The following is a 21,688-nucleotide window of genomic DNA, read 5'->3' as shown; positions in this document are numbered from 1 at the left end:
CGCGCTTACTGCGGGATGTCGCCCTTGATCCCCTCGACGTAGAAATTCATCCCCAGGAGCGTGGCGTCGTCCGCCGTCTCGCCTTCCTTCAGCCATTCGCTGCCGTCCTGCTTGTTGAGCGGGCCGGTGAAGGGATGGTATTCACCCGACGCGATGGCGTCTCGCATGGCGAGCGCCTCTTGTTTCACGTCGTCGGGCACGGGGCCGGTGATCTCTCCGATCACGACCATGCCATCGTCGATCCCGGCCCATGTGTCGGTGCTCTCCCAGGTTCCGTCCATCACCGCCTGCACGCGCTCGATGTAGTAGGGGCCCCAGTTGTCGATGATCGAGCTCACCCGCGGCTCGGGCTTGTATTCGGCCATGTCCGAGGCCTGCCCGAAGGTGATGACGTCGCCCTTGGCCTTGGCCGCGGCGCTTGGCGCGGTCGAATCGGTGTGCTGCAGGATCACGTCGTTGCCCTGCTCGATGAGCGCGGTGGCGGCGTCGGCCTCCTTGGCGGGGTCGAACCAAGTGTAGGCCCAGATGATGTTGAACTCCACGTCGGGGTTCACCTTCTTGGCCTCGATGTAGGCCGCGTTGATGCCGCGGATCACCTCGGGGATCGGGTAGGAACCGATATAGCCGATCTTGTTGGTCTTGGTCATGTGGCCGGCGATGACGCCCAGCACCGAGCGCCCCTCGTAGAAGCGCGCGGAATAGGTCGACAGGTTGTCGGCGCGCTTGTAGCCGGTGGCGTGTTCGAACTTCACCTTTGGAAATTTCTTCGCGGTGTTCACGGTCGCGTCCATGAACCCGAAGGAGGTGGTAAAGATCAGATCCGCCCCCTGAAGCGCCATCTGCGTGATCGCGCGTTCCGCGTCGGCGCCTTCCGGCACGCTTTCCTGGTAGACGGTCTCGACCTTGTCGCCGAAATGTTCCTCGACGGCGAGCCGGCCCTGGTTGTGCTCGTAGGTGTAGCCGCCGTCCCCGATGGGACCGACATAGATGAAGCCGACCTTGGTCTTGTCCTCGGCGATCGCCGTGGTCGCCATCCCCAGCGCCAGCGCGGCCCCGGTAAGCAATCTGGTGAATGTCATGGAATTTCCCCCTGTTGTCGTTTGCTGTTCTGCCTCACCGCGAGGCGTGAAAGATCCGGCCCAGTGATCCGGGCGCCCGGCTGCGGTCCGCCGAAAGGATGACCAGCACCAGGATGGTGATCAGGTATGGTGACATGGAAAGGTATTCGACGGGAATATCAACCCCCGCCGCCTGAAGGTTGAGCTGCAGCACCGTCACCCCGCCGAAGAGATAGGCCCCGAGCAGCACGCGCCCCGCCTTCCACGAGGCGAAGACCACCAGCGCCAGCGCGATCCAGCCCGCGCCCGCGGTCATGCCCTCGGTCCATTGCGGCACCCGCACGAGGCTGAGATAAGCGCCGCCAAGGCCCGCGCAGGCGCCGCCGAACAGGATGGCGAGGATGCGCACCCCCACGACGTTATAGCCCAGCGCATGCGCGGCGTCGTGGTTCTCGCCCACCGCGCGCAGGATGAGGCCCGCGCGGCTGTATTTCAGCGCCGCCCAGACCGCCAGCGTCAGGGCGAGGCCGAAATAAACCATCCAGTCATGGCTGAAGAGCACCGGCCCCAGCACCGGGATGTCGCCCAGCAGCGGAATGTCCAGCTTGGCCGTGGCGGGTGGCCTGATGCCGACATAGGACTGCCCCAGAAGCGCGCTCAGCCCCAGCCCGAAAAGCGTGAGCGCGAGCCCCGAGGCCACCTGGTTGGCGAGCGCCAGCTGCGTCAGCAGCGCGAAGAGAAGCGACAGCAGCGCGCCCCCCGCCGCCGCGGCGGCGAAACCCACCACCGGCGATCCGGTCTCGACCGCGATGGCGAAACCGCAAATCGCCCCGGTGATCATCATCCCCTCGACCCCGAGGTTCAGCACCCCCGCGCGCTCGGACACCAGTTCGCCCAGCGCAGCCAGCAGGATCGGCGTCGCGGCGACCATGAGAGAGGCCAGCAGCAGGATCGGGTTGATCGAGGACAGGTCCATCACGCCGCCTCCGCCCGCCGCCACCGCAGGCGGAAATGCACCAGCACGTCCACCGCCAGCAGGAAGAACAGCAGCATCCCCTGGAAAAGCTGCACCGCCGCGGCGGGCAGTTGCATGTTCGACTGCGCCAGTTCGCCCCCGATATAGGTCAGCGCCAGCAGCAGCCCGGCCAGCAGGATGCCGACGGGATGCAGCCGCCCGAGAAACGCCACGATGATCGCGGTAAAGCCGTAGCCCACGTTGAAATCGATGGTGACCTGCCCGGCCGGCCCGGCCACCTCGAACATGCCCGCAAGCCCCGCGAGCGCCCCCGACGCGCCGAGGCAGAACAGGATGAGCCGCCCGGGCCGCACGCCGGCGAAGCGCGCCGCGCGAGGCGCCTCGCCGGTGAGGCGGATGTGATAGCCGAGGATATGCCGGTTCAGCAGCACGTAGGAGAAGATCACCGCGATCAGCGCCGCCGCCACGCCCCAGTGCATGCCGGTTCCCGCGATCAGCTCGGCGTTATGCGCCGGCGCATATTGCTGGAGGTTCCGGCTTCCCGGAAAGCCCATGCCCTCCGGGTTGCGCATCGGCCCCAGCGCCATCGAGGCGAGCAGTTGCTCGGCCACATAGACCAGCATCAGGGACACCAGAATCTCGTTGGTCCCGAAGCGCACCTTCAGCACCGCCGGGATCATCGCCCAGGCCCACCCCCCGAGCGCGCCGGCAAGGACCATCCCCGGAAAGATCAGCCAGCTTTCGGACGGGTAGGCCGCAAGCGCCACGCCCGCCCCGCAGAGCGCGCCGATGATGTATTGCCCCTCTGCGCCGATGTTCCAGATGCCTGCGCGAAACCCGAGGCTGAGCCCGATGGCGATCAGGATCAGCGGCGCGGCCTTCACCAGAAGCTGCGGGCGGTAATAGAACGCGAACTCGCCAAAGAGCGGCTCCCAGAAGATCGTCTCGATCGCCACCACCGGGTCCTTGCCCAGCGCGGCGAAAAGCGCGCCGCCGACGATCATCGTCACCAGCACCGCCAGCGGCGGCGTGAGCAGCGTCCAGAGCCTCGAGGGTTGCGGGCGCCGGTCCAGCCTCAGCATGCGCGCGCCCCTGCGCTTTCAATATTCCTGAAATACTCATTGCCCAGCGCTTCAGACATGCGCCACCTCCATGCCATGCGCGCCGCCCATCATGAGGCCGATCTCCTCGACGTTCAATTCCTTCGCCGGGCGGATCGCGGACAGCCTTCCTTCGTTCAGCGCGCCGAAGCGATCGGATATCTCCATCAGTTCATCCAGATCTTGGCTGATGCAGAGCACCGCCGTGCCGCTGCCCGCAAGGTCAAGCAGCGCCTGGCGGATCGCCGCCGCCGCGGCCGCGTCGACGCCCCATGTCGGCTGGTTCACGACCAGCACCTCGGGGCGTTGCAACACCTCGCGCCCGATGACGAACTTCTGAAGGTTGCCGCCCGAGAGCGCCCGCGCCGCCACCTGCGGCCCCGGCGTGCGCACGTCGAACCGCTCGATGATGCGCCGCGCGAAATCCTCGGCCCTGCGCCAGCGCAGGAAACCGTGGCGCATCAGGTTCTCGCGCTCGGCCCCGGTCAGCAGGGCGTTCTCGGTCAGGCTCATGTCGGGGGCCGCCGCATGACCCAGCCGTTCCTCGGGCGCGGTAAGCAGACCCAGCCGTCGGCGCGCGCCGGGGCCGAGGCGTCCCACCGGCCGCCCGGCCAGCCGCACCGCCCCGGGCGCGACGCGGACCTCGCCGGAAAGCGCGGCCAGCAATTCGTCCTGCCCGTTGCCCGCGACGCCGCCGATCCCGAGGATCTCTCCGCGGCGCACCGCAAGCGTGATCTCCTTCAGCGACGCGCCGAAGGCGTTGGGCGAACGCAGGCTCAGCCCAGTCAGCTCGAGCGCTGCGTCGCCGGTCTCGCGGGCCGCGCGCTCGGGCGCGGCGAAGGCGCTGCCGACCATCATCTCGGCCATCTCGCGCGCGCTGGCGTCGCGCGGGATGCAGGTGCCCACGTTCCGGCCCAGCCGCAGGATCGTGGCCCGGTCGCACAGCGCGCGGATTTCCTCGAGCTTGTGCGAGATGTAGAGGATCGCCACCCCCTCGCGGGTGAGCTTGCGCAGCGTCTCGAACAGGATCTCGACCTCCTGCGGGGTCAGCACGCTGGTCGGCTCGTCCATGATGAGCAGGCGCGGGTCCTGCAGCAAACAGCGCACGATCTCGACCCTCTGGCGTTCCCCGGCGGACAGCTCGCCCAGCGTGCGCGCAGGATCGAGCGGCAGGCCATATGTCTCGGACACCTCCCGGATGCGTGCGGCGAGGTCGTGCATCCGCGGCGGGTTCTCCATCCCGAGCGCCACGTTCTCGGCCACGTCGAGCGCGTCAAAGAGCGAGAAATGCTGGAACACCATCGCCACGCCCCCGGCGCGCGCGTCGCTCGGGTTTGCGGGGGCGTAGGCGCGGCCATGCAGCGTCATGCGGCCGCTGTCGGGCCGCACGAGGCCGTAGATCATCTTGACCAGCGTCGATTTGCCCGCGCCGTTCTCGCCCAGCAGGGCGTGCACCTCGCCGGGCTTGATGTCGAAGGACACGTCGTCATTGGCCACCACGCCGGGATAGGCCTTGGTCAGTCCCTCGATCGTCAGCAGCGGCGGGCTCATGCGTCGTTCCTTTCCCGCAGCAGCGCCGCGACGACGCCTTGTGCGATGGCCGCGGGGGTCTTGCCAAGCGATTTGTCGCCAATGGGGCAGGTGATCGGCGCCGGGTCAAGCCCCGCGGCGCGCAGACGACGCGAGAAACGCGCCCATTTCGTCGCCGACCCGATCAGCCCGCAGGAGGCGAACCCGCGCCGCAGCAACGCGGCGCAAAGCGCGAGATCGATCTCGTGGCTGTAGGTGAAGACCAGGTGATGCGCGTCCGCGGGCGCACGCGCGGCGAGGCGCGGCATGTCGGCGGCGGGCAGGGCGGTGACATGGGCGGGGATCTGCGCCGGAAACCGTTCGGGCGCGCTGTCCACCCAGGTGATCGCGCCCGCGCCGGGCGGGACGGCGCGCACCACGGCCCGCCCCACATGTCCCGCCCCCCAGAGCCAGAGTCCGCCGACGAGCGCAACCTCTGCCGCCACGCGCGCCGCCGGCGGGCCGTCCGCGTCGGTCGCCCGCGGGCTGCGCGTGAACCGCAGAGTCACCGCGCCCCCGCAGCACTGCCCGAGATTGGGGCCGAGCGGAAAGCGCCGCGTCTCCTCGGGCGCGTCCGAGGCCAGCATCTCGCGCGCCCGCGCCATCGCCGCCCATTCGAGCGCGCCGCCGCCGATGGTGCCCTCGCAGCCCTGGGGCGTGACCTTCATCGCCGTGCCCGCGTCGCGCGGCGCCGATCCGCGCGTCGCCACGATCTCGACCCAGATCGCGCTCATCCGCGCACCGCCTGGATCGCGCGCAACAGCCGCTCGGGCGTGGCGGGCGCGTCGAGCGCGGGATAGACCGGTCCGCAGGCCGCAACCGCGTCCGACAGCGCGAGGAACGCCGATATCCCCAGCATCAACGGCGGCTCGCCCACCGCCTTGGAGCGGTAGATCGTATCGGCCGCGTTCTCTCCGTCCCAGAGCGTCACGTTGAAGACCTCTGGCGCGTCGCCACAGGCCGGGATCTTGTAGGTCGAGGGCGCATGCGTGCGCAGCCGCCCGACCTCGTCCCAGACGACCTCTTCGGTGGTGAGCCACCCGGCCCCCTGCACATAGCCGCCTTCGATCTGCCCGATGTCGATGGCGGGGTTCAGGCTGCGCCCGACGTCATGCAGGATATCTGCGCGCAGGATGCGGTTCTCGCCGGTCAGCGTGTCGAGCGCGACTTCCGTGACCGCCGCGCCGTAGGCGAAGTAGAAGAATGGCCGCCCCGCGCCCCGGATCCGGTCCCAGGCCAGTTTCGGCGTGGCGTAGAACCCCGTCGACGAAAGGCTCACCCGATGCTCGTAGGCAAGCTGCGCGGCGGCGGCGAAGCTGTAGACCTCCCCGCCCACGCGCACCTCGCCATCGGCGAATCGCACCGTGTCGGGCCGCGCCTGGTGGTAGCGCGCGAGGAACTCCGCGATGCGCCCGCGTATCGTGTCGCAGGCCGCCTTCACCGCCATGCCGTTCAGATCGCTGCCCGACGAAGCGGCGGTGGCCGAGGTGTTGGGAACCTTGCCGGTGTCGGTCGCGGTGATCCGCACCGCCCCGGCGTCAAGCCCGAACCGCGCGGCGGCCACCTGCGCAACCTTCTGGAACAGCCCCTGTCCCATCTCGGTGCCGCCGTGGTTGATCTGAACCGAGCCGTCCGCGTAGACATGCACCAACGCCCCGGCCTGGTTGAGATGGGTGAGCGTGAAGGAAATCCCGAACTTCACCGGGCTGAAGGCGATGCCCTTCTTCAGCACCGGGTTGCGCGCGTTCCACTCCGCCACCGCCGCCCGCCGCGCGGCGTAATCGCAGCGCTCCAGAAGCGCGTCGGTTATCCCGTGCAGGATGAAATCCTCGACCTCCTGCCCATAGGGCGTGGTCTGCGCGCCCTTCGGCGCCGCCGCCACCCGACCCTCGGGAAGCGCCTCCACCGCCCCGCGCGAGGTCGGATCAGCGTCGCGGAGTTCATGGGTCTTCTTCCGGCTTGAAATATCCTCGGGGAAGACGTTGAAATCCTGTGGGCGTTCGGCGTGGGGGGCGGACAGCGCCCCTGCATCGTCCGATCCCGCCTCGGCGTAGTAGTTGACGCGCCGCACCTCCACCGGGTCGAGGCCCAGCTCATGCGCGATATGGTCGATCACCCGCTCGATCCCCAGCACCCCCTGCGGGCCGCCAAAGCCGCGAAAGGCGGTGGCGCTCTGGGTGTTGGTGCGCAGCCGGTGGCTCTCGATCCGGGCGTGGGGCAGCAGGTAGGCGTTGTCGGCATGAAGCATCGCACGGTCGGCGACCGGCAGGCTCAGGTCCTGCGCCCAGCCGCAGCGCGTGTAATGGGTGAAGTCCACACCATGTATGCGCCCATTCCCGTCGAACCCCACGTCATAGAGGATGCGGAAATCGTGCCGCTTGCCGGTGATCACCATGTCGTCGTCGCGGTCGTACCGCATCTTGCAGGGTCGCCCCGTGCGCGCCGCGGCGATGGCGCAGGCCACCGCCGGCGCGTTGCCCTGGCTTTCCTTGCCCCCGAACCCGCCGCCCATGCGCCGGGTTTCGACCCGCACGCCGTGCATCGGGCGGCCCAGCGCGTGCGCCACCTTGTGCTGCACCTCGGTGGGGTGCTGGGTCGAGGAATGGACGACCATGTCGCCCCCCTCCTGCGGCAGCGCCAGCGCCGCCTGCACCTCGAGGTAGAAATGCTCCTGCGCGCCGATTTCCACTTGGCCGCGCAACCGCTGCGGCGCGGCGGCGATGGTGGCGGCGGGGTCGCCCTTGGTGTAGATGCGCGGTCCGTCCTCGAACCGGCTGTTCGCGGCCAGCGCGTCGTCGATGCTCAGCAGCGCGGTCTTCTCCTCGATCTCGATCCGCCCCAGGCGCGCTGCGCGGCGCGCGGCAAGGTGGCTCTGCGCCACCACCAGGAACACCGGCTGGCCGGCGTAGTGCACCTCGCCCGTCGCCAGAAGCGGTTCGTCATGGGCTGAGGGCGAGCAATCGGCGCCCAAAGGGAGGTCGTCCGCCGTCAGAACCGCGACCACGCCGGGCGCGGCGCGCACGTCGTCGAGGTCGAGCGCGGTGATCGCGCCGCGCGCCACGTCGCAAAGGCCAAAGCACAGGTGGAGCGCGCCCACAGGTACGGGGATGTCGTCGACATAGCGCGCAGCACCCGTGACGTGCAGCGGCGCCGCGTCATGCGGCAGGGGGCGGTTCACGCTCATGGCCGCACCTCCAGCACCGACGCGGGCGCGCCGGCATCCTCGTGAAAGTAGCGGGTGAGCATGTTTTGCGCCGCTTCGAGCCGGTAGGCGGCAGAGGCGCGCATGTCGCTCATCGGCATGAAATCCTCGGCGAAGGCCGCACGCGCGTCCGCTACGGTCTCGGCGGTCCAGTTTTGGCCCTGCAACGCGGTCTCGACATGGGCGGCGCGTTTCGGCACGCCGGCCATGCCGCCGAACGCGATGCGTGCGGAGGCGACGCGACCCCGCTCCACGGTGATCGAGAAACAGCCGCAGACGGCCGAGATATCCTGGTCGAGCCGCTTGGAGAGCTTGTAACAACGCAGCCGGTCGGGCTGGCGCGGAATGCTGACCGCCTCGACAAATTCGCCGCGCCGCAGATCCTGCCTGCCATATTCGAGGAAGAAATCCTCGAGCGCGATCTCGCGCCGCGCGTCGCCCTGCCGCAAATGCAGCCGCGCGCCCAGCGCGATCAACGCGGGCGGCGCGTCCCCGATGGGCGAGCCGTTGGCGATGTTGCCCCCGATGGTCGCGGCCGAGCGCACCTGCACCGACCCGAACCGGCGGATCAGCTCTGCGAACGAGGGATGATGCTGCGCTATCGCTCGCCCCATCGTCTCGACGGTGACGATCGCGCCGATGCGGATCGCGTCGGCGCCGACCTCGATCCGCCGCAGGTCCGCGCAGCGATGCAGGAAGGCGGCGGGCGCGATGTCGCGCAGCGCCTTCGTCACCCAAAGCCCCACGTCGGTCGCCCCGGCGACGAGCGTGGTGTCGGGCGCCTGCGTCAGGAGCGCGGCGAGCGCGTCCGCGCTCTCGGGCAAGGCGGCGTCGGACTGTGCTACCTCGGGGGGCGCATCACGGCTCCATTCCGGCGCCGGCTCGGCCTCGGCGGCGCGCGCGGCGCGCAGGATCGGCGCGTAGCCGGTGCAGCGGCAGAGATTGCCCGCCAGCGCGGTGGCATGGTCCGTCGCGCCATTCATGTGCGCCGCCGCCATCGCCACGACGAAGCCCGGCGTGCAAAACCCGCATTGCGAGCCGTGATGCTCGATCATCACCTGTTGCACCGGATGCAATTGCCCCTCCGGCCCCGCGATCCCCTCGATCGTGCGCAGCGCCTTGCCGTGAAGCTGCGCCAGCAGCAGGATGCAGGCGTTGAGCGGCCTGCTCCCCTGCGCATCGGTGACGAGCACGGTGCAGGCGCCGCAATCGCCCTCGTTGCAGCCCTCCTTGGTCCCGGTCAGGCCGCGCCTCTCGCGCAGCCAGTCCAGCAGCGTGTCGCCCGGCGCGACGTCGCTCAGCGTCACGTCCTCCCCGTTCAGACGGAACGAAATCTCCATGCGGTTCAATCCGCCACCATACCCGTGCCCGTTGGTTGCCCGCCCCGATGTGGCGTAGAGGCGGGAGGCTCTCCCTTTTGGCAAAGGCTACGCGCGGGCCGCGCGTCTTGGCAAGAGGGATCGGGCGAAACGGGGGATGCAGAGCGCGCTGCATTCACGCTATGGTATGCTCATGACCGACAGTCCGCGATTCATCCATCTCAGGGTTCACACCGAATATTCCCTTCTCGAAGGGGCGGTGCGGCTCAAGTCCTTGCCAAAGCTGTGCATCGCCGCGGACATGCCCGCCGTCGCGGTCACCGACACCAACAACATGTTCGGCGCGCTCGAATTCGCCGTCTCCGCGCAGGAGGCCGGCGTGCAGCCGATCATGGGCTGCCAGGTCGATCTCGCCTATGTCCCGGCCGCGCCGGGCGAGCGGCCAAGACCCCCCGCGCCGGTGGTCCTGCTGGCGCAGGACGAGACGGGCTACCAGAACCTGATGAAGCTCAATTCCTGCCTCTACCTGCGCGGCGATGGGGAATTGGCGCATGTCACGCCCGAGGAACTGGCGCGTCATTCGCAGGGCGTGATCTGTCTCACCGGCGGGCCGGACGGCCCCATCGGGCGGCTCTTGCGCGCCCATCAGCGCCCCGCCGCCGAGGCGCTGATGGGCCAGTTGGCCGCGGCTTTCCCGTCGCGGCTCTATGTCGAGTTGCAGCGCCACCCCGGCGAGGACGGCGCGCCCGAGGCCGAGCGCGAGACCGAGCGCGGCCATGTCGAGATGGCCTACGCGATGGACCTGCCGTTGGTGGCGACCAATGACGTCTATTTCCCCGACGCGAAGATGTACGAGGCGCATGACGCGCTTCTGTGCGTGGCCGAAGGATCCTACGTCGACCAGTCCGCGCCGCGCAGACGCCTGACCGCGCAGCATTACTTCAAGTCCCCCGCCGAGATGGCGACGCTGTTCTCCGATCTGCCCGAGGCGTTGGAGAACACCGTCGAGATCGCCCGACGCTGCGCTTTCGCCGCCTATCGGCGCGACCCGATCCTGCCACGATTCGCCGATGACGAGGTGGACGAGTTGCGCGCCCAGGCCCGCGCCGGACTGGCCGCGCGGCTGGCGGTGATTCCGCACGCGGCGCCGGTGGAAGAGTATGAAAAGCGGCTGGAATTCGAACTCGGCATCATTGAGGGGATGGGGTTTCCCGGCTACTTCCTGATCGTTGCCGATTTCATCAAGTGGGCCAAGCAACGCGACATTCCGGTCGGTCCGGGGCGCGGTTCCGGCGCGGGGTCGCTTGTGGCCTACGCGCTCACCATCACCGACCTCGACCCGCTGCGCTATTCGCTGCTCTTTGAACGCTTCCTCAACCCCGAGCGCGTATCCATGCCGGATTTCGATATCGATTTCTGCATGGACCGGCGCGAAGAGGTGATTCACTACGTTCAGGAAAAATACGGTCGCGACAAGGTGGGCCAGATCATCACCTTCGGCGCGCTGCTCAGCAAGGCCGCCGTGCGCGACCTCGGGCGCGTGCTCCAGATGCCCTACGGGCAGGTGGACCGGCTTAGCAAGATGATCCCGGTCGAGGGCGTGAAACCCGTGAGCATCGAACAGGCGCTCGCGCAGGAGGATCGCCTGCGCGAAGAGGCCCGCAACGAGGAGGTCGTGGACCGGCTGCTGAAATACGGGATGCAGGTCGAGGGGCTGTTGCGCAACGCCTCGACCCACGCGGCGGGCGTGGTGATCGGGGACCGCCCGCTCGATGAACTGGCGCCGCTCTACCAGGATCCGCGTTCGGACATGCCGGCGACGCAGTTCAACATGAAATGGGTCGAACAGGCGGGGCTGGTGAAGTTCGACTTTCTCGGGCTCAAGACGCTGACGGTGATCCAGAACGCGATCGAGCAGATCCACGCCGGCGGGCGCGACCTGCACATCGCCGCCGACGGCGCCACGATCTATGAACCCTTCGAGGGGGCCGAGAACGATATCGGGCAGATCCCGCTCGACGACGAAAAGACCTACGCGCTCTACGCCAAGGCGCGCACGGTCGCGGTGTTCCAGGTGGAAAGCTCGGGCATGATGGATGCGCTCAAGCGCATGAAACCCGACTGCATCGAGGACATCATCGCGCTCGTGGCGCTCTACCGGCCCGGTCCGATGGAGAACATCCCGAAATTCTGCGAGGTGAAGAATGGGCTCAGCGGGCGCGACACGCTGCATCCCAGCATCGACCATATCCTCGACGAGACGCAGGGCATCATCGTCTACCAGGAACAGGTGATGCAGATCGCGCAGGAGATGGCGGGCTACAGCTTGGGCGGCGCGGACCTGTTGCGCCGCGCGATGGGCAAGAAGATCCAGGAGGCAATGGACGCGGAGCGGCCCAAGTTCCTGAAAGGCGCGGCCGAGAACGGCGTCGACAAGGAAAAGGCCACCGAGGTCTGGAACCTGTTGGATAAATTCGCCAATTACGGCTTCAACAAGTCCCACGCCGCGGCCTACGCGGTGGTGAGCTACCAGACCGCCTGGCTCAAGGCCAACCACCCGGTCGAGTTCATGGCCGGGGTGATGAACTGCGACATCCACCTCACCGACAAGCTCGCCGTCTATTTCGAGGAAGTGAAGAAAGGGCTGGGCCTGCCCTGGGCCGCTCCATGCGTGAACGACTCGGCCGCCACATTCATGGTCCGCGACGGCACGCTGCACTACGCGCTGGGCGCGCTCAAGAATGTCGGCGTCGAGGCGATGAAACTGATCGTGGAGGGGCGGAACGACCGGCCCTTCGCCACGCTCTTTGATTTCGCGCGGCGCGTCGATCTCAAGCGGATCGGCAAGCGCCCGCTCGAGATGCTCGCGCGCGCCGGCGCGTTCGACGCGCTCGACCGCAATCGGCGGCGCGTCTTCGAGGCGGTGGAACCGCTGATGAACTATTCGGCGGCGATCTTCGAGCAGCGCAACTCGAACCAGGTGTCGCTTTTCGGCGAGGCGGGCGAGGATCTGCCCGAACCCCGCCTAGCCCCGGTCGCGGGCTGGCTGCCGGCCGAGCGGCTGACCGAGGAGTTCAAGGCCGTCGGCTTCTACCTCTCGGGCCACCCGCTCGACGATTACATGGCCGCGCTCCGGCGCAAGAACGTGAAGACGCTTGACGAAGTGATCGAGGCCGCCGCGCGCGCGCCAGCGGTGCTCAAGATGGCCGGCGTGGTCGCGGGTCGGCAGGAACGCAAATCCGCGCGCGGCAACCGCTTCGCCTTCGTGCAGCTGAGCGATGCGACGGGCGGGTACGAGGTGACCATGTTCTCCGAAACGCTCGAGAAATCGCGCGAGTTCCTCGAGACGGGCGCGCAGGTGGTGGTCACGGTCGAGGCGACGATGGAGGCCGAGCAGCTGAAGCTGCTGGCGCGCTCCGTCGCGCCCATCGACGGGGTCGTGGCCGATGCGGGCAGCGCCGGGCTGCGGATATTCATCGATGCGCAGGATGCGATCGCCTCGGTCGCCAGCGTGTTGGAGAACGCGCGCGAGGCCGCGAGGGCGGCCCGGCCGGGGCCGATCCGTTTCTGCCTGCTGTCACCGGGACTGCCCGGCGAAGTCGAGCTCGACGCAGGGCGCGAATACCCGGTGACGCCGCAGGTCAAGGGCGCGATCAAGAGCCTCGAAGGGGTGATGGACGTGCAGGACATCTGAGCCGGGCGGACATTTTTCGTCGAAGAATCCCGGGCTGCGGAGGGGTCAGTAATGCGGCGGGCGCTCGTCGCCCAGCACCACCGCCGCGCCGCTTTCCGCCTCGCGCTCGCCCTCGCGGCGCATCAGCATCTCGACCCGGCGGGTGAGCGTGGCGATCTCGCGCTCCTGCCGTGCGACCACGTCCGACAGGTCGTCGACCGTGCGCATCAGGTGCGCGAGCTTTTCCTCGATGGCCGTCATGGGGGTGATGTAACGGCGGCGGCGCGCGCGCGTCAACGCGGGAATGAGTATTTGCGGAACATTGAAAGAGCGGGGCGCGCCGCTTGCCCCCCCGTGGCGCATCCGCTAGACCCCGCGGCAACTGATCCTGCCGGGAACCGGACCCATGTCGAAGCCTAGAAAGACACCCCGCCCCAAGGCGGTCACGCCCAAGGGATTCCGTGATTATTTCGGCGCGGATGTCAGCGGGCGCGCCGCCATGCTCGAGACGATCCGCGCAGTCTATCACCGCTATGGGTTCGACGCGCTTGAGACCAGCGCGGTCGAGACGGTCGAGGCGCTGGGCAAGTTCCTGCCCGATGTCGACCGCCCCAACGAGGGCGTGTTCGCCTGGCAGGAGAGCGAGGAGGACGGCAAGGGCGACTGGCTGGCCTTGCGCTATGACCTGACGGCGCCGCTGGCGCGGGTTTATGCGCAACACCGCAACGATCTGCCGACGCCCTACCGGCGCTACGCGATGGGCCCTGTCTGGCGAAACGAGAAGCCCGGGCCGGGGCGGTTTCGCCAGTTCTATCAATGCGATGCGGATACTGTAGGATCCGCCAGCGTGGCCGCGGACGCCGAGATCTGCGCGATGCTGGCCGACACGCTGGAAGCGGTCGGGATCGAGCGCGGCGATTACGTGGTGCGGGTGAACAACCGCAAGGTGCTGAATGGGGTGCTGGAAACGATGGGTGTGCAAGACGCGGGCCAGCGCGATGCGGTCCTGCGCACCATCGACAAGTTCGACAAGGTCGGCGAGGCGGGCGTGCGCGAACTGCTCACCACCGGGCGGAAAGACGCCTCAGGCGCATTCATCGACGGCGTGGGACTGAGTGACGCGCAGGCTGCGCCTGTGCTGGCCTTTCTGACCTCGAAGGCCGAGAGCGCCGACCAAACGCTGGAGAATCTACGCGGCGCGGTGGGCGAGAGCGCCACCGGGGCCGAAGGCGTGACCGAGTTGGAGCAGATCGCCGCCCTCCTCGACTCTCAGGGCTACGGCCCCGACCGCATCGTGATCGACCCCTCGGTCGTGCGCGGCCTCGGTTACTACACAGGGCCGGTTTACGAGGCGGAGCTGACCTTCGACATTCTCGACGAGAAGGGGCGCAAGCGGCAGTTCGGCTCGGTCGCGGGCGGCGGGCGGTATGACGATCTCGTCAAGCGGTTCATCGGGCAGGCCGTGCCCGCCACCGGAGTCAGCATCGGGGTCGACCGGCTGCTCGCCGCGCTGCATGCGAAGGGGCGCGCCGGGACGGAGGAGGCGGGGCCGGTCGTGGTCACGGTGATGGACAGGAACCGCATGGCCGACTACCAGGCGATGGCCGCAGAGCTGCGGCAGGCGGGCATCCGGGCCGAGGTTTACCTCGGCAACCCGAAGAATTTCGGCAACCAGCTCAAGTATGCGGACAAGCGCAACAGCCCCGTCGCGGTGATCGCCGGGAGCGAGGAATTCGAGCGCGGCGTCGTGCAGATCAAGGATCTCGTGCTTGGCGCGCAGATCGCGCAGAACGCCACGCTCGAGGAATGGAAGGAACGGCCCAGCCAGTTCGAGGCGCCGCGCGCCGACCTTCTCGCCCGCGTCCGCGAGATAGTGGAAAGCCGGCGCGAATGATCCCGAGGGCCGCGATCACCGCCGAGGCCGCGCGGCTGCGGGGCCTCTTCGAGCAGGCGGGCGCCGCGCCGGTCGAGACCGCGATCCTGCAACCCGCCGCGACGCTCCTCGATCTCTATGGCGAGGACATCCGCGCGCGGACCTACACCGCGACAGACGCCCTGCGTGGAGAGCAGATGCTGCGGCCCGACTTCACCGTGCCCGTGGTGCAGATGCACATGGAGAACGGCGCGGAGCCTGCGCGCTATACCTACTCGGGCGAGGTGTTCCGCCGGCAGGACGACGACGCCGAGCGCGCCAACGAGTATATCCAGGTCGGCTATGAAGTTTTCCAGCGAACCGACCCGGCGCAAGCGGATGCCGAGGTCTTCGCGCTCATGCATCGCATCCTCGCGCCGCTGGGCTTGCGCGCGGCGACCGGCGATATCGGCATCCTGACCGCCGCCGTCGCGGGGCTGCGCACGACCGAGCGTCGCAAGGCCGCGCTCCTGCGCCACATCTGGCGGCCGCGCCGGTTCCGCGCGCTGATCGAGCGTTTCGCGGGCCGCGCGCCGGTCCCGCCGAGCCGCGCGGCGCTGCTGGATGCGGCGGATCCGATGGCGGACGCCGGGCCGCTCATCGGGCTGCGCAGCCGGGCCGAAATCGCCGCGCGCATCGAGGTGCTGCGCGAGGACGCCGCCGCGCCGCCGATCTCGGAGACCGAGGTCGACCTGATCGACGCCATCCTCGACGTGCGCGAAACCAGCGTCCATGCGCTTGGCCGGTTGCGCGATATCGCGGTGGACATGCCCGCCATCCTGCGCGCCGTCGATCTGCTGGGCGACCGGCTCGACGCGCTTGCGGGGCGCGGCATCGACGCCGAGTCGCTGCCCTTCGAGGCGGCCTACGGGCGCACGCAGATGGAATATTACGACGGATTCGTCTTCGGCTTCACCGCCGAGGCGCGCCCCGACCTGCCCCCGGTGGCCAGCGGCGGGCGCTACGACGCGCTGACCCGGCGGCTGGGGCAGGGGCGCGAGATACCCGCCGTGGGCGGCGTCATCCGGCCCGGACTGGTGCTGAAGCTGGAGGCCGGGACATGACCGTGAAGCTCGGCGTGCCGTCCAAGGGGCGGCTCATGGAAAAGACCTTCGAATGGTTCGGCGCGCGCGGCGTGACGCTTGGCCGGGCGGGGACCGAGCGCGAATATGCCGGCCTTGTCGAAGGGGTGGAGGGCGTCGAGCTGATCCTGCTGTCGGCCGGCGAAATCCCGCGCGAACTGGCCGCCGGGCGAATTCATCTCGGCGTCACCGGAACCGATCTCGTGCGCGAGAAGCTGAGCGGCTGGAACGCGCGGCTCGAAATGCTGACCGAGATGGGGTTCGGGCAGGCCGACCTCGTGATCGCGGTGCCGAACGCCTGGGTCGATGTCGGCACGCTCGACGATCTTGACGCGGTGGCGGCGGCGTTCCGCGCAGCGCACGGGTTCCGGCTGCGGATCGCGACCAAGTATCACCGGCTGGTGCGGGATTTCCTGCGCGAGAACGGGGTTGCGGATTACGCGCTCGTCGACAGCCAGGGCGCGACCGAGGGCACGGTGAAGAACGAGAGCGCCGAGGCGGTCGCCGACATCACCTCATCGGGGGATACGCTGCGGGCGAACCACCTCAAGATCCTCGAAGACGGGCTGATCCTGCGCAGCCAGGCGACGCTGTTCCGCGCGCGCAAGGCGGCGCTGGACGACGCCGGCCGCGCGGCCATGGCGGCGCTGCTGCGGCGACTGCGGGTGGACTGAACGCCCGCGCGCAGCCTTCCCCGATTGCGCAAAAAAGAACCGGCCCCCTCGCGGAGGCCGGTTCCTGTCCCGGTTTCGGATCAGGCGATCAGAAGCGGAAGGTGGCGCGGACCTGATAGGTCGTTGCGTCGATATCGGTCGCGGTCGAGCCCACGTTGTCGAACTCGTTCTGCAGCACCTCTGCGCCGACCGTGAACTTGTCGGCGATCATGTGCTCGTAACCGGCGCCGTAGAACTTGCCGTCTTCGCTGCCGATCGAGTTGGTGTCGACCTGCGCGTACCCGCCCGTCAGGTAGAGCAGGCCGTTGCCGATCTTGACGCCGCTGCGCATTTTCAGACGCCACATGCTGTCCACGTCGAGCGTCGGGCTCAGCGAGACGTCGGCGAAATCGTAATCGGCGCCGATACCGACGACGAAGTCGCCGAGATCATAGTCGTAACCTGCGGTGAGGCCGCCGATCATGTCGTCGCCGTCGACGCCGGCAAGGTTCGTGTCGACATCGGCAAAGCCGAGCTGGCCACCGGCGTAGAACCCGGTCCAGTTGGGCGAAACGGGCGCGGCGGGGGCGGGGGGCGCGATCACAGGCTCGACCGGCGCGGGTTCGATGTTCCCTGCGACGGCGGGCAGTGCCACGGTCGCAAGGGCGGCTGCGAGGGCTGTTGTTTTGCGGAGCATCAGAAACTATCCTTTTTGTCTGCGTTCATGGTCAACGCCACGCTGTCATATCTGTGCGTTGCTTCTCGCAAAACAAGATACCTCACACCATCGTTCCTGCAATCGGGAACATGGCCGGTCGGCGGGCTGCCGCTCAGGCCTCGGCGGAAGGCCGCCCGCAGGGTGCCGCCGGAATAATATCTTTCATTTCAATTGGTTGTTGACGTGTTGCGGGCGCGCAACATTTGGCGGAGAAATGGTATGTAAAGACGTCAGAGAACGCCGATCTCCGCGAGGGCGGCGGACAGGTCCACGGGCAGGCTGTCCTCGTTCACGCGGTTCCGCGGCAGGTCGGCCGGCGCCTCGGATCCCGGCAGGTAGCGCCAGCCCTGGAACGGGCGCTTGGAAGCGGTGACGGTGCGGATCACCTCGGGGTCCAGGACGATGCCGCAGCGGCGAATTCCATCCTCGCGCACCACCTCGTCGAGGCGAACGATCCGCTGACGGCACTGCACCAGCCCCTGGATCACCCAGTAGATCGACCCGTCCTTCAGCAACTCGGCCTCGCGGCGCGGCCACATCCGGGTGACGTGGCGCGGTTGCCCGTCCTGTCCCTGCGCGCGCCGTGACGCCTGCCACGCGATCAGGCTGTCGACGCTTTCGCTGCCGACGCTGAGCTTGATGAGGTTGAGAGGGGCGGTTGCCATGACGCCAAGGATAAGCCATTCCCGACCCGGTTCAAAGGTTCGGACGCCGGTTTTTCCCGCGCGATTTGCGCAGCAGAGCGCGCGGGGCGCGCGCGCATGCGGATTTTTCGCTCCTGTGGCGGGTGTAATGTTCTGGTCGAAAACGGGTTTCCCGGCGGCGGGCCGGGAGTGAATGCTCGCAGAACATTGATGCCGGGAAAATCGCGGCCTCGCCCGTGGCGTGGTTGACCTGTGCCCGGGGACAGCATACTGTGTCATCCTTCACTCAGAGCACAGGGTTTAGTGGGATGTCACGATTCGCCGCCCCCATCGCCGAGCAGATCTGGAACATGAAGTACCGCTTCATCGACCCGGACGGCGCGTCGGCCGACGCGACCGTCGAAGACAGCTGGCGGCGCGTGGCGCGCGCGCTGGCCGCGGTCGAGGCGGACCCGGACGCCTGGGAAGAGCGGTTCTACTCCGCGCTCGAGGATTTCAAGTTCCTGCCCGCGGGACGGATCGCCGCCGGAGCGGGGACCGGACGGCGGGTGACGCTGTTCAACTGTTTCGTGATGGGCACGATTCCCGACGACATGGGCGGCATCTTCGACAACCTGCGCGAGGCGGCGCTGACCATGCAGCAGGGCGGCGGGATCGGTTATGATTTCTCCACCATCCGGCCGCGCGGCGCGGACGTGAAGGGGGTCGGCGCGGACGCCTCCGGCCCGCTGTCGTTCATGGATGTCTGGGACGCGATGTGCCGCACGATCATGAGCGCGGGATCGCGGCGGGGCGCGATGATGGCCACCATGCGCTGCGACCATCCCGACATCGAGGATTTCATCGCCGCCAAGGCCGATCCCGCAAGGCTGCGGATGTTCAACCTCAGCGTGCTGGTGACAGACGATTTCATGCGCGCGGTCGAAGAAGGCGCGTCATGGGATCTGAGCTTCGGCGACAAGGTCTATCGCACGGTGGAGGCGCGCGACCTCTGGAACCGGATCATGCAGGCGACCTACGATTTCGCCGAACCCGGCGTGATCTTCATCGACCGGATCAACCAGGCCAACAACCTGAACTATTGCGAGGAGATCGCCGCGACCAACCCGTGCGGCGAGCAACCCCTGCCGCCCTACGGCGCCTGCCTTCTGGGCTCGATCAACCTCGCCCGGTTGGTGATCGACCCGTTCGGGCCGCGCGCGCGGGTTGATGCGGCCGCGCTCAAGGACCTGGTGCGCGTGGCGGTGCGGATGATGGACAACGTCGTGGACGTGTCGCAATTCCCGCTGCCCCAGCAGGCCGAGGAGGCGCGCGCCAAGCGGCGCATCGGGCTCGGGGTGACGGGCCTTGCCGACGCGCTGCTGATGCTCGGGCTGCGCTATGGCTCGGACGAGGCCGCGCGGCAGACGGAAATCTGGATGCACAAGATCGCCGTTGCCGCCTATCTCGCCAGCGTCGGCCTCGCCCGCGAGAAAGGGGCGTTTCCGCTCTTCGACGCCGAGAAATTCCTCGCCTCCGGCAACATGCGCGAGATGGACGAAAGCGTGCGCGACGCCATCGCCCGGCATGGCATCCGCAACGCGCTGCTGACCTCCGTCGCGCCCACCGGCACGATCAGCCTATATGCCGGCAACGTCAGCAGCGGGATCGAGCCGGTCTTTGCCTACAGCTACACGCGCAAGGTGCTTCAGAAGGATGGCTCGCGCACCGAGGAGGAGGTCGTGGATTACGCCGTCGCCCTCTGGCGCGAGCGGTTCGGCGACGCGCCCCTGCCGGATCATTTCGTCAACGCCCAGACGCTGACCCCGTCCGAGCACGTGAAGATGCAGGCGGCAGCGCAGAAATGGGTGGATTCGTCGATCTCCAAGACCATCAACTGCCCCGAGGATATCGGGTTCGAGGCGTTCAAGGATGTCTACATCCAGGCGTGGCAGGAAGGCTGCAAGGGTTGCACGACCTATCGGCCGAACGACGTGACGGGCAGCGTGCTGAGCGTGAGCGAAACCGCCGACGTGGCCCCCGGCGAGGGCGCCGCGCAGGGCGAGGGCGGCGAGGTCGTCTACATGGCCGAACCTCTCGACCGTCCGGCGGAACTCGAGGGCGCCACCTACAAGCTCAAGTGGCCCGACAGCAACCACGCGATCTACATCACCGTCAACGACATCGTGCTGGCCGGACGCCGGCGGCCCTTCGAGGTGTTCATCAACTCCAAGAACATGGAGCATTTCGCCTGGACGGTGGCGCTTACGCGGATGATCTCGGCGGTGTTCCGGCGCGGCGGCGACGTGTCCTTTGTCGTGGAGGAACTGAAGGCCGTCTTCGACCCGCGCGGCGGCGCCTGGATGCAGGGCAAGTACGTGCCGTCGATCCTCGCCGCCATCGGTGGAATACTGGAGCAACACATGGTGCGCACCGGGTTCCTTGCGGGCGAGGGGATGGGGCTGAAGGCCGATCCGACCGCCGAAGTCGTCAACCTCGGCGCCCCCCGCGGCCCCGCCTGCCCGAACTGCGGCCAATACGACATGCGCATGATCGAAGGCTGCATGACCTGCGCGAGCTGTGGCCACAGCAAGTGTTCTTGAATGGCGGGGAACGCTTGTTGAAATTGAAAGGACTAATTGTCCTTTTTCAGTGTCTTTTTGACCATTCTGATAAGCATAACCTGACCACTGGGCGGAAATGCCCGGTTTTTCGCGTGTCTAACGTCGATATCCATGCTCGCAGGGTTCGACTCTGTCCCGAGAGAGATGGTTCCGTGAACCGGGCGGCCAAAACGAATTTCGAGAATTCTTTGCGCCAACCGCGATTTATCAAGATTGTCGCGCCAGACACCGCCCGATTGAGGCAAATGCGGGCTGTACATGAACGATCACTGCCAGTCGTGGGCTCTTTCGCAGGTAGAGTTGCACCGCCAGGGTTCGGAGTGCTCTCTGTAAGGTTGAAGCGCAAAGTCGGACCGGTCGACAGGTCGAGAAACGATAGGCATGAAAAAAGGGCGGCTCGCGCCGCCCTCGGATGAAAATATGGTTGTAAGTTTACGCTGATCGCCACCTGCGCAGGGCCGCCTCGATCCGCGCGAAAGCCTGTATCGCTTCGTGCCGCGAATGATGGCCATCACAGAGCGGGTAGCCATAAGTATCCCCGCCGGTGTTCTCGATTACATAGCCGAGCGCGACGAATGCATCGCGCGCCATTGCGGTCAGAGGCTCGGGGTGCTTGGGCACCGTCAGCACCTTCACGTTGGCAATTTCCGGACCGGGATAGAAATAATGCCGGTCGATCCAGAGGAGAAGCGAATGCTCCTGGGATTTCTCTTTCAACCACAGCGTGACGTCGCAGATGTCCTGCTCCATCCCGAATTCGCCGGGATAAGCACTCAGCCGGTGGTCACGCGCAATTTGTAACGTGCACCGCATCCCGCGCTCATTGCGCATGATGAAACCGCGCCCGCAACTCGCTGACGCGGGCGCCGTGGCATCGCGCCATGTCAGACGCGGGCAGATCGCGCGTCTCGCCGATCCGGCCGAGCGACGGCGACGCCTGGTCGCCCATAAGGGATCGGATAGCGCGCAGCGCGCCCCCGACGGGATCGGCATTCCGGATCGGTTGGCCCAAAGCGCCATAGAAGTCGCAGAGCGCGGCGAACCCGCTGGAGTGTGAACCGGCATGCAAGATTGACCCCTGTATTGGGGTAATCGGCGTCCAAAAGTGACCCCCCTGATATTTCTGTTCAGAAGCTTCCTCGACGGATTTGAGGGAGCGAGTTGGGGATGTTGGTTGTG

At 67.5% G+C, this 21,688-nt stretch carries 18 protein-coding genes; 5 read left to right on the top strand and 13 right to left on the bottom strand.

Annotated elements, in window-relative coordinates:
* Nucleotides 1–5: 5 nt before the first annotated feature.
* The 7 genes from D6850_RS11335 to xdhA are packed head-to-tail and all read right to left on the bottom strand — an operon-like array spanning nt 6 to nt 9,245.
* Nucleotides 6–1,079 (bottom strand): BMP family ABC transporter substrate-binding protein, encoded by a 1,074-nt coding sequence (locus tag D6850_RS11335; RefSeq protein WP_121166996.1) that lies wholly within the window; start codon nt 1,077–1,079, stop codon nt 6–8.
* Between the two features lie 34 nt (nt 1,080–1,113).
* Nucleotides 1,114–2,034, bottom strand: a complete 921-nt coding sequence (locus D6850_RS11330) for an ABC transporter permease (protein ID WP_121167809.1) — start codon at nt 2,032–2,034, stop codon at nt 1,114–1,116.
* The gene (locus D6850_RS11325; RefSeq protein ID WP_121166994.1) at nt 2,034–3,116 is read right to left on the bottom strand and encodes an ABC transporter permease; all 1,083 of its coding nucleotides are present in this window, start codon (nt 3,114–3,116) and stop codon (nt 2,034–2,036) included. The genes D6850_RS11330 and D6850_RS11325 overlap by 1 nt, the downstream gene beginning before the upstream one ends.
* A 51-nt stretch (nt 3,117–3,167) precedes the next feature.
* Nucleotides 3,168–4,685, bottom strand: a complete 1,518-nt coding sequence (locus D6850_RS11320) for an ABC transporter ATP-binding protein (protein WP_121166992.1) — start codon at nt 4,683–4,685, stop codon at nt 3,168–3,170.
* The gene (xdhC, locus tag D6850_RS11315) at nt 4,682–5,437 is read right to left on the bottom strand and encodes a xanthine dehydrogenase accessory protein XdhC (RefSeq protein ID WP_121166990.1); all 756 of its coding nucleotides are present in this window, start codon (nt 5,435–5,437) and stop codon (nt 4,682–4,684) included. Before xdhC ends, D6850_RS11320 begins: the two co-directional genes overlap by 4 nt.
* On the bottom strand, nt 5,434–7,887 hold the full coding sequence (locus D6850_RS11310; protein ID WP_121166988.1) for a xanthine dehydrogenase molybdopterin binding subunit: 2,454 nt from the start codon (nt 7,885–7,887) through the stop codon (nt 5,434–5,436). The genes xdhC and D6850_RS11310 overlap by 4 nt, the downstream gene beginning before the upstream one ends.
* The gene (gene xdhA / locus D6850_RS11305; protein ID WP_121166986.1) at nt 7,884–9,245 is read right to left on the bottom strand and encodes a xanthine dehydrogenase small subunit; all 1,362 of its coding nucleotides are present in this window, start codon (nt 9,243–9,245) and stop codon (nt 7,884–7,886) included. The genes D6850_RS11310 and xdhA overlap by 4 nt, the downstream gene beginning before the upstream one ends.
* A gap of 172 nt (nt 9,246–9,417) precedes the next feature.
* Between xdhA and dnaE the strand changes: the two genes are divergently transcribed.
* Nucleotides 9,418–12,918 (top strand): DNA polymerase III subunit alpha, encoded by a 3,501-nt coding sequence (gene dnaE, locus D6850_RS11300; protein WP_121167807.1) that lies wholly within the window; start codon nt 9,418–9,420, stop codon nt 12,916–12,918.
* Nucleotides 12,919–12,963: 45 nt separating this feature from the next.
* Here the strand turns inward: dnaE and D6850_RS11295 are convergent, their stop codons facing one another.
* Entirely contained in the window at nt 12,964–13,158 is a 195-nt protein-coding gene (locus tag D6850_RS11295; RefSeq protein ID WP_121167805.1) for a SlyX family protein, read from the bottom strand.
* A 145-nt stretch (nt 13,159–13,303) separates the two neighbouring features.
* Here D6850_RS11295 and hisS point away from each other — a divergent pair, with 145 nt between their 5' ends.
* Genes hisS through hisG form a run of 3 tightly spaced genes read left to right on the top strand, consistent with a single transcriptional unit; the run spans nt 13,304 to nt 16,565 of the window.
* A complete protein-coding gene (hisS, locus tag D6850_RS11290) occupies nt 13,304–14,791 on the top strand; it encodes a histidine--tRNA ligase (RefSeq protein ID WP_121166984.1) in 1,488 nt (495 codons plus the stop codon).
* The gene (locus D6850_RS11285; RefSeq protein WP_121166982.1) at nt 14,788–15,873 is read left to right on the top strand and encodes an ATP phosphoribosyltransferase regulatory subunit; all 1,086 of its coding nucleotides are present in this window, start codon (nt 14,788–14,790) and stop codon (nt 15,871–15,873) included. Before hisS ends, D6850_RS11285 begins: the two co-directional genes overlap by 4 nt.
* Complete coding sequence (hisG, locus tag D6850_RS11280) at nt 15,870–16,565, top strand: ATP phosphoribosyltransferase (protein WP_121166980.1); 696 nt, start codon at nt 15,870–15,872, stop codon at nt 16,563–16,565. Before D6850_RS11285 ends, hisG begins: the two co-directional genes overlap by 4 nt.
* Nucleotides 16,566–16,653: 88 nt before the next feature.
* Here the strand turns inward: hisG and D6850_RS11275 are convergent, their stop codons facing one another.
* Nucleotides 16,654–17,241, bottom strand: coding sequence for an outer membrane protein (locus tag D6850_RS11275; RefSeq protein ID WP_121166978.1), 588 nt, complete (start codon nt 17,239–17,241; stop codon nt 16,654–16,656).
* A gap of 251 nt (nt 17,242–17,492) precedes the next feature.
* Nucleotides 17,493–17,927, bottom strand: coding sequence for a DUF1489 family protein (locus D6850_RS11270; protein ID WP_121166976.1), 435 nt, complete (start codon nt 17,925–17,927; stop codon nt 17,493–17,495).
* 287 nt (nt 17,928–18,214) lie between these two features.
* Between D6850_RS11270 and D6850_RS11265 the strand changes: the two genes are divergently transcribed.
* A complete protein-coding gene (locus tag D6850_RS11265) occupies nt 18,215–20,488 on the top strand; it encodes an adenosylcobalamin-dependent ribonucleoside-diphosphate reductase (RefSeq protein ID WP_121166974.1) in 2,274 nt (757 codons plus the stop codon).
* 32 nt (nt 20,489–20,520) lie between these two features.
* Here the strand turns inward: D6850_RS11265 and D6850_RS19495 are convergent, their stop codons facing one another.
* From D6850_RS19495 to D6850_RS19625, 3 genes are all read right to left on the bottom strand, one after another.
* On the bottom strand, nt 20,521–20,769 hold the full coding sequence (locus D6850_RS19495; protein ID WP_166434054.1) for a hypothetical protein: 249 nt from the start codon (nt 20,767–20,769) through the stop codon (nt 20,521–20,523).
* A gap of 172 nt (nt 20,770–20,941) precedes the next feature.
* On the bottom strand, nt 20,942–21,340 hold the full coding sequence (locus D6850_RS11260) for a hypothetical protein (RefSeq protein WP_147438899.1): 399 nt from the start codon (nt 21,338–21,340) through the stop codon (nt 20,942–20,944).
* A partial coding sequence (locus D6850_RS19625) for a hypothetical protein (RefSeq protein ID WP_206019248.1) occupies nt 21,330–21,688 on the bottom strand: 359 nt, incomplete at its 5' end. The genes D6850_RS19625 and D6850_RS11260, both read right to left, overlap by 11 nt.

This window comes from Roseovarius spongiae (assembly GCF_003651245.1).
Classification (GTDB): Bacteria; Pseudomonadota; Alphaproteobacteria; order Rhodobacterales; family Rhodobacteraceae; genus Roseovarius; species Roseovarius spongiae.
The sequence above is the reverse complement of the archived record's forward strand: the minus strand, read 5'-3'. Positions and strand labels throughout refer to the sequence as shown.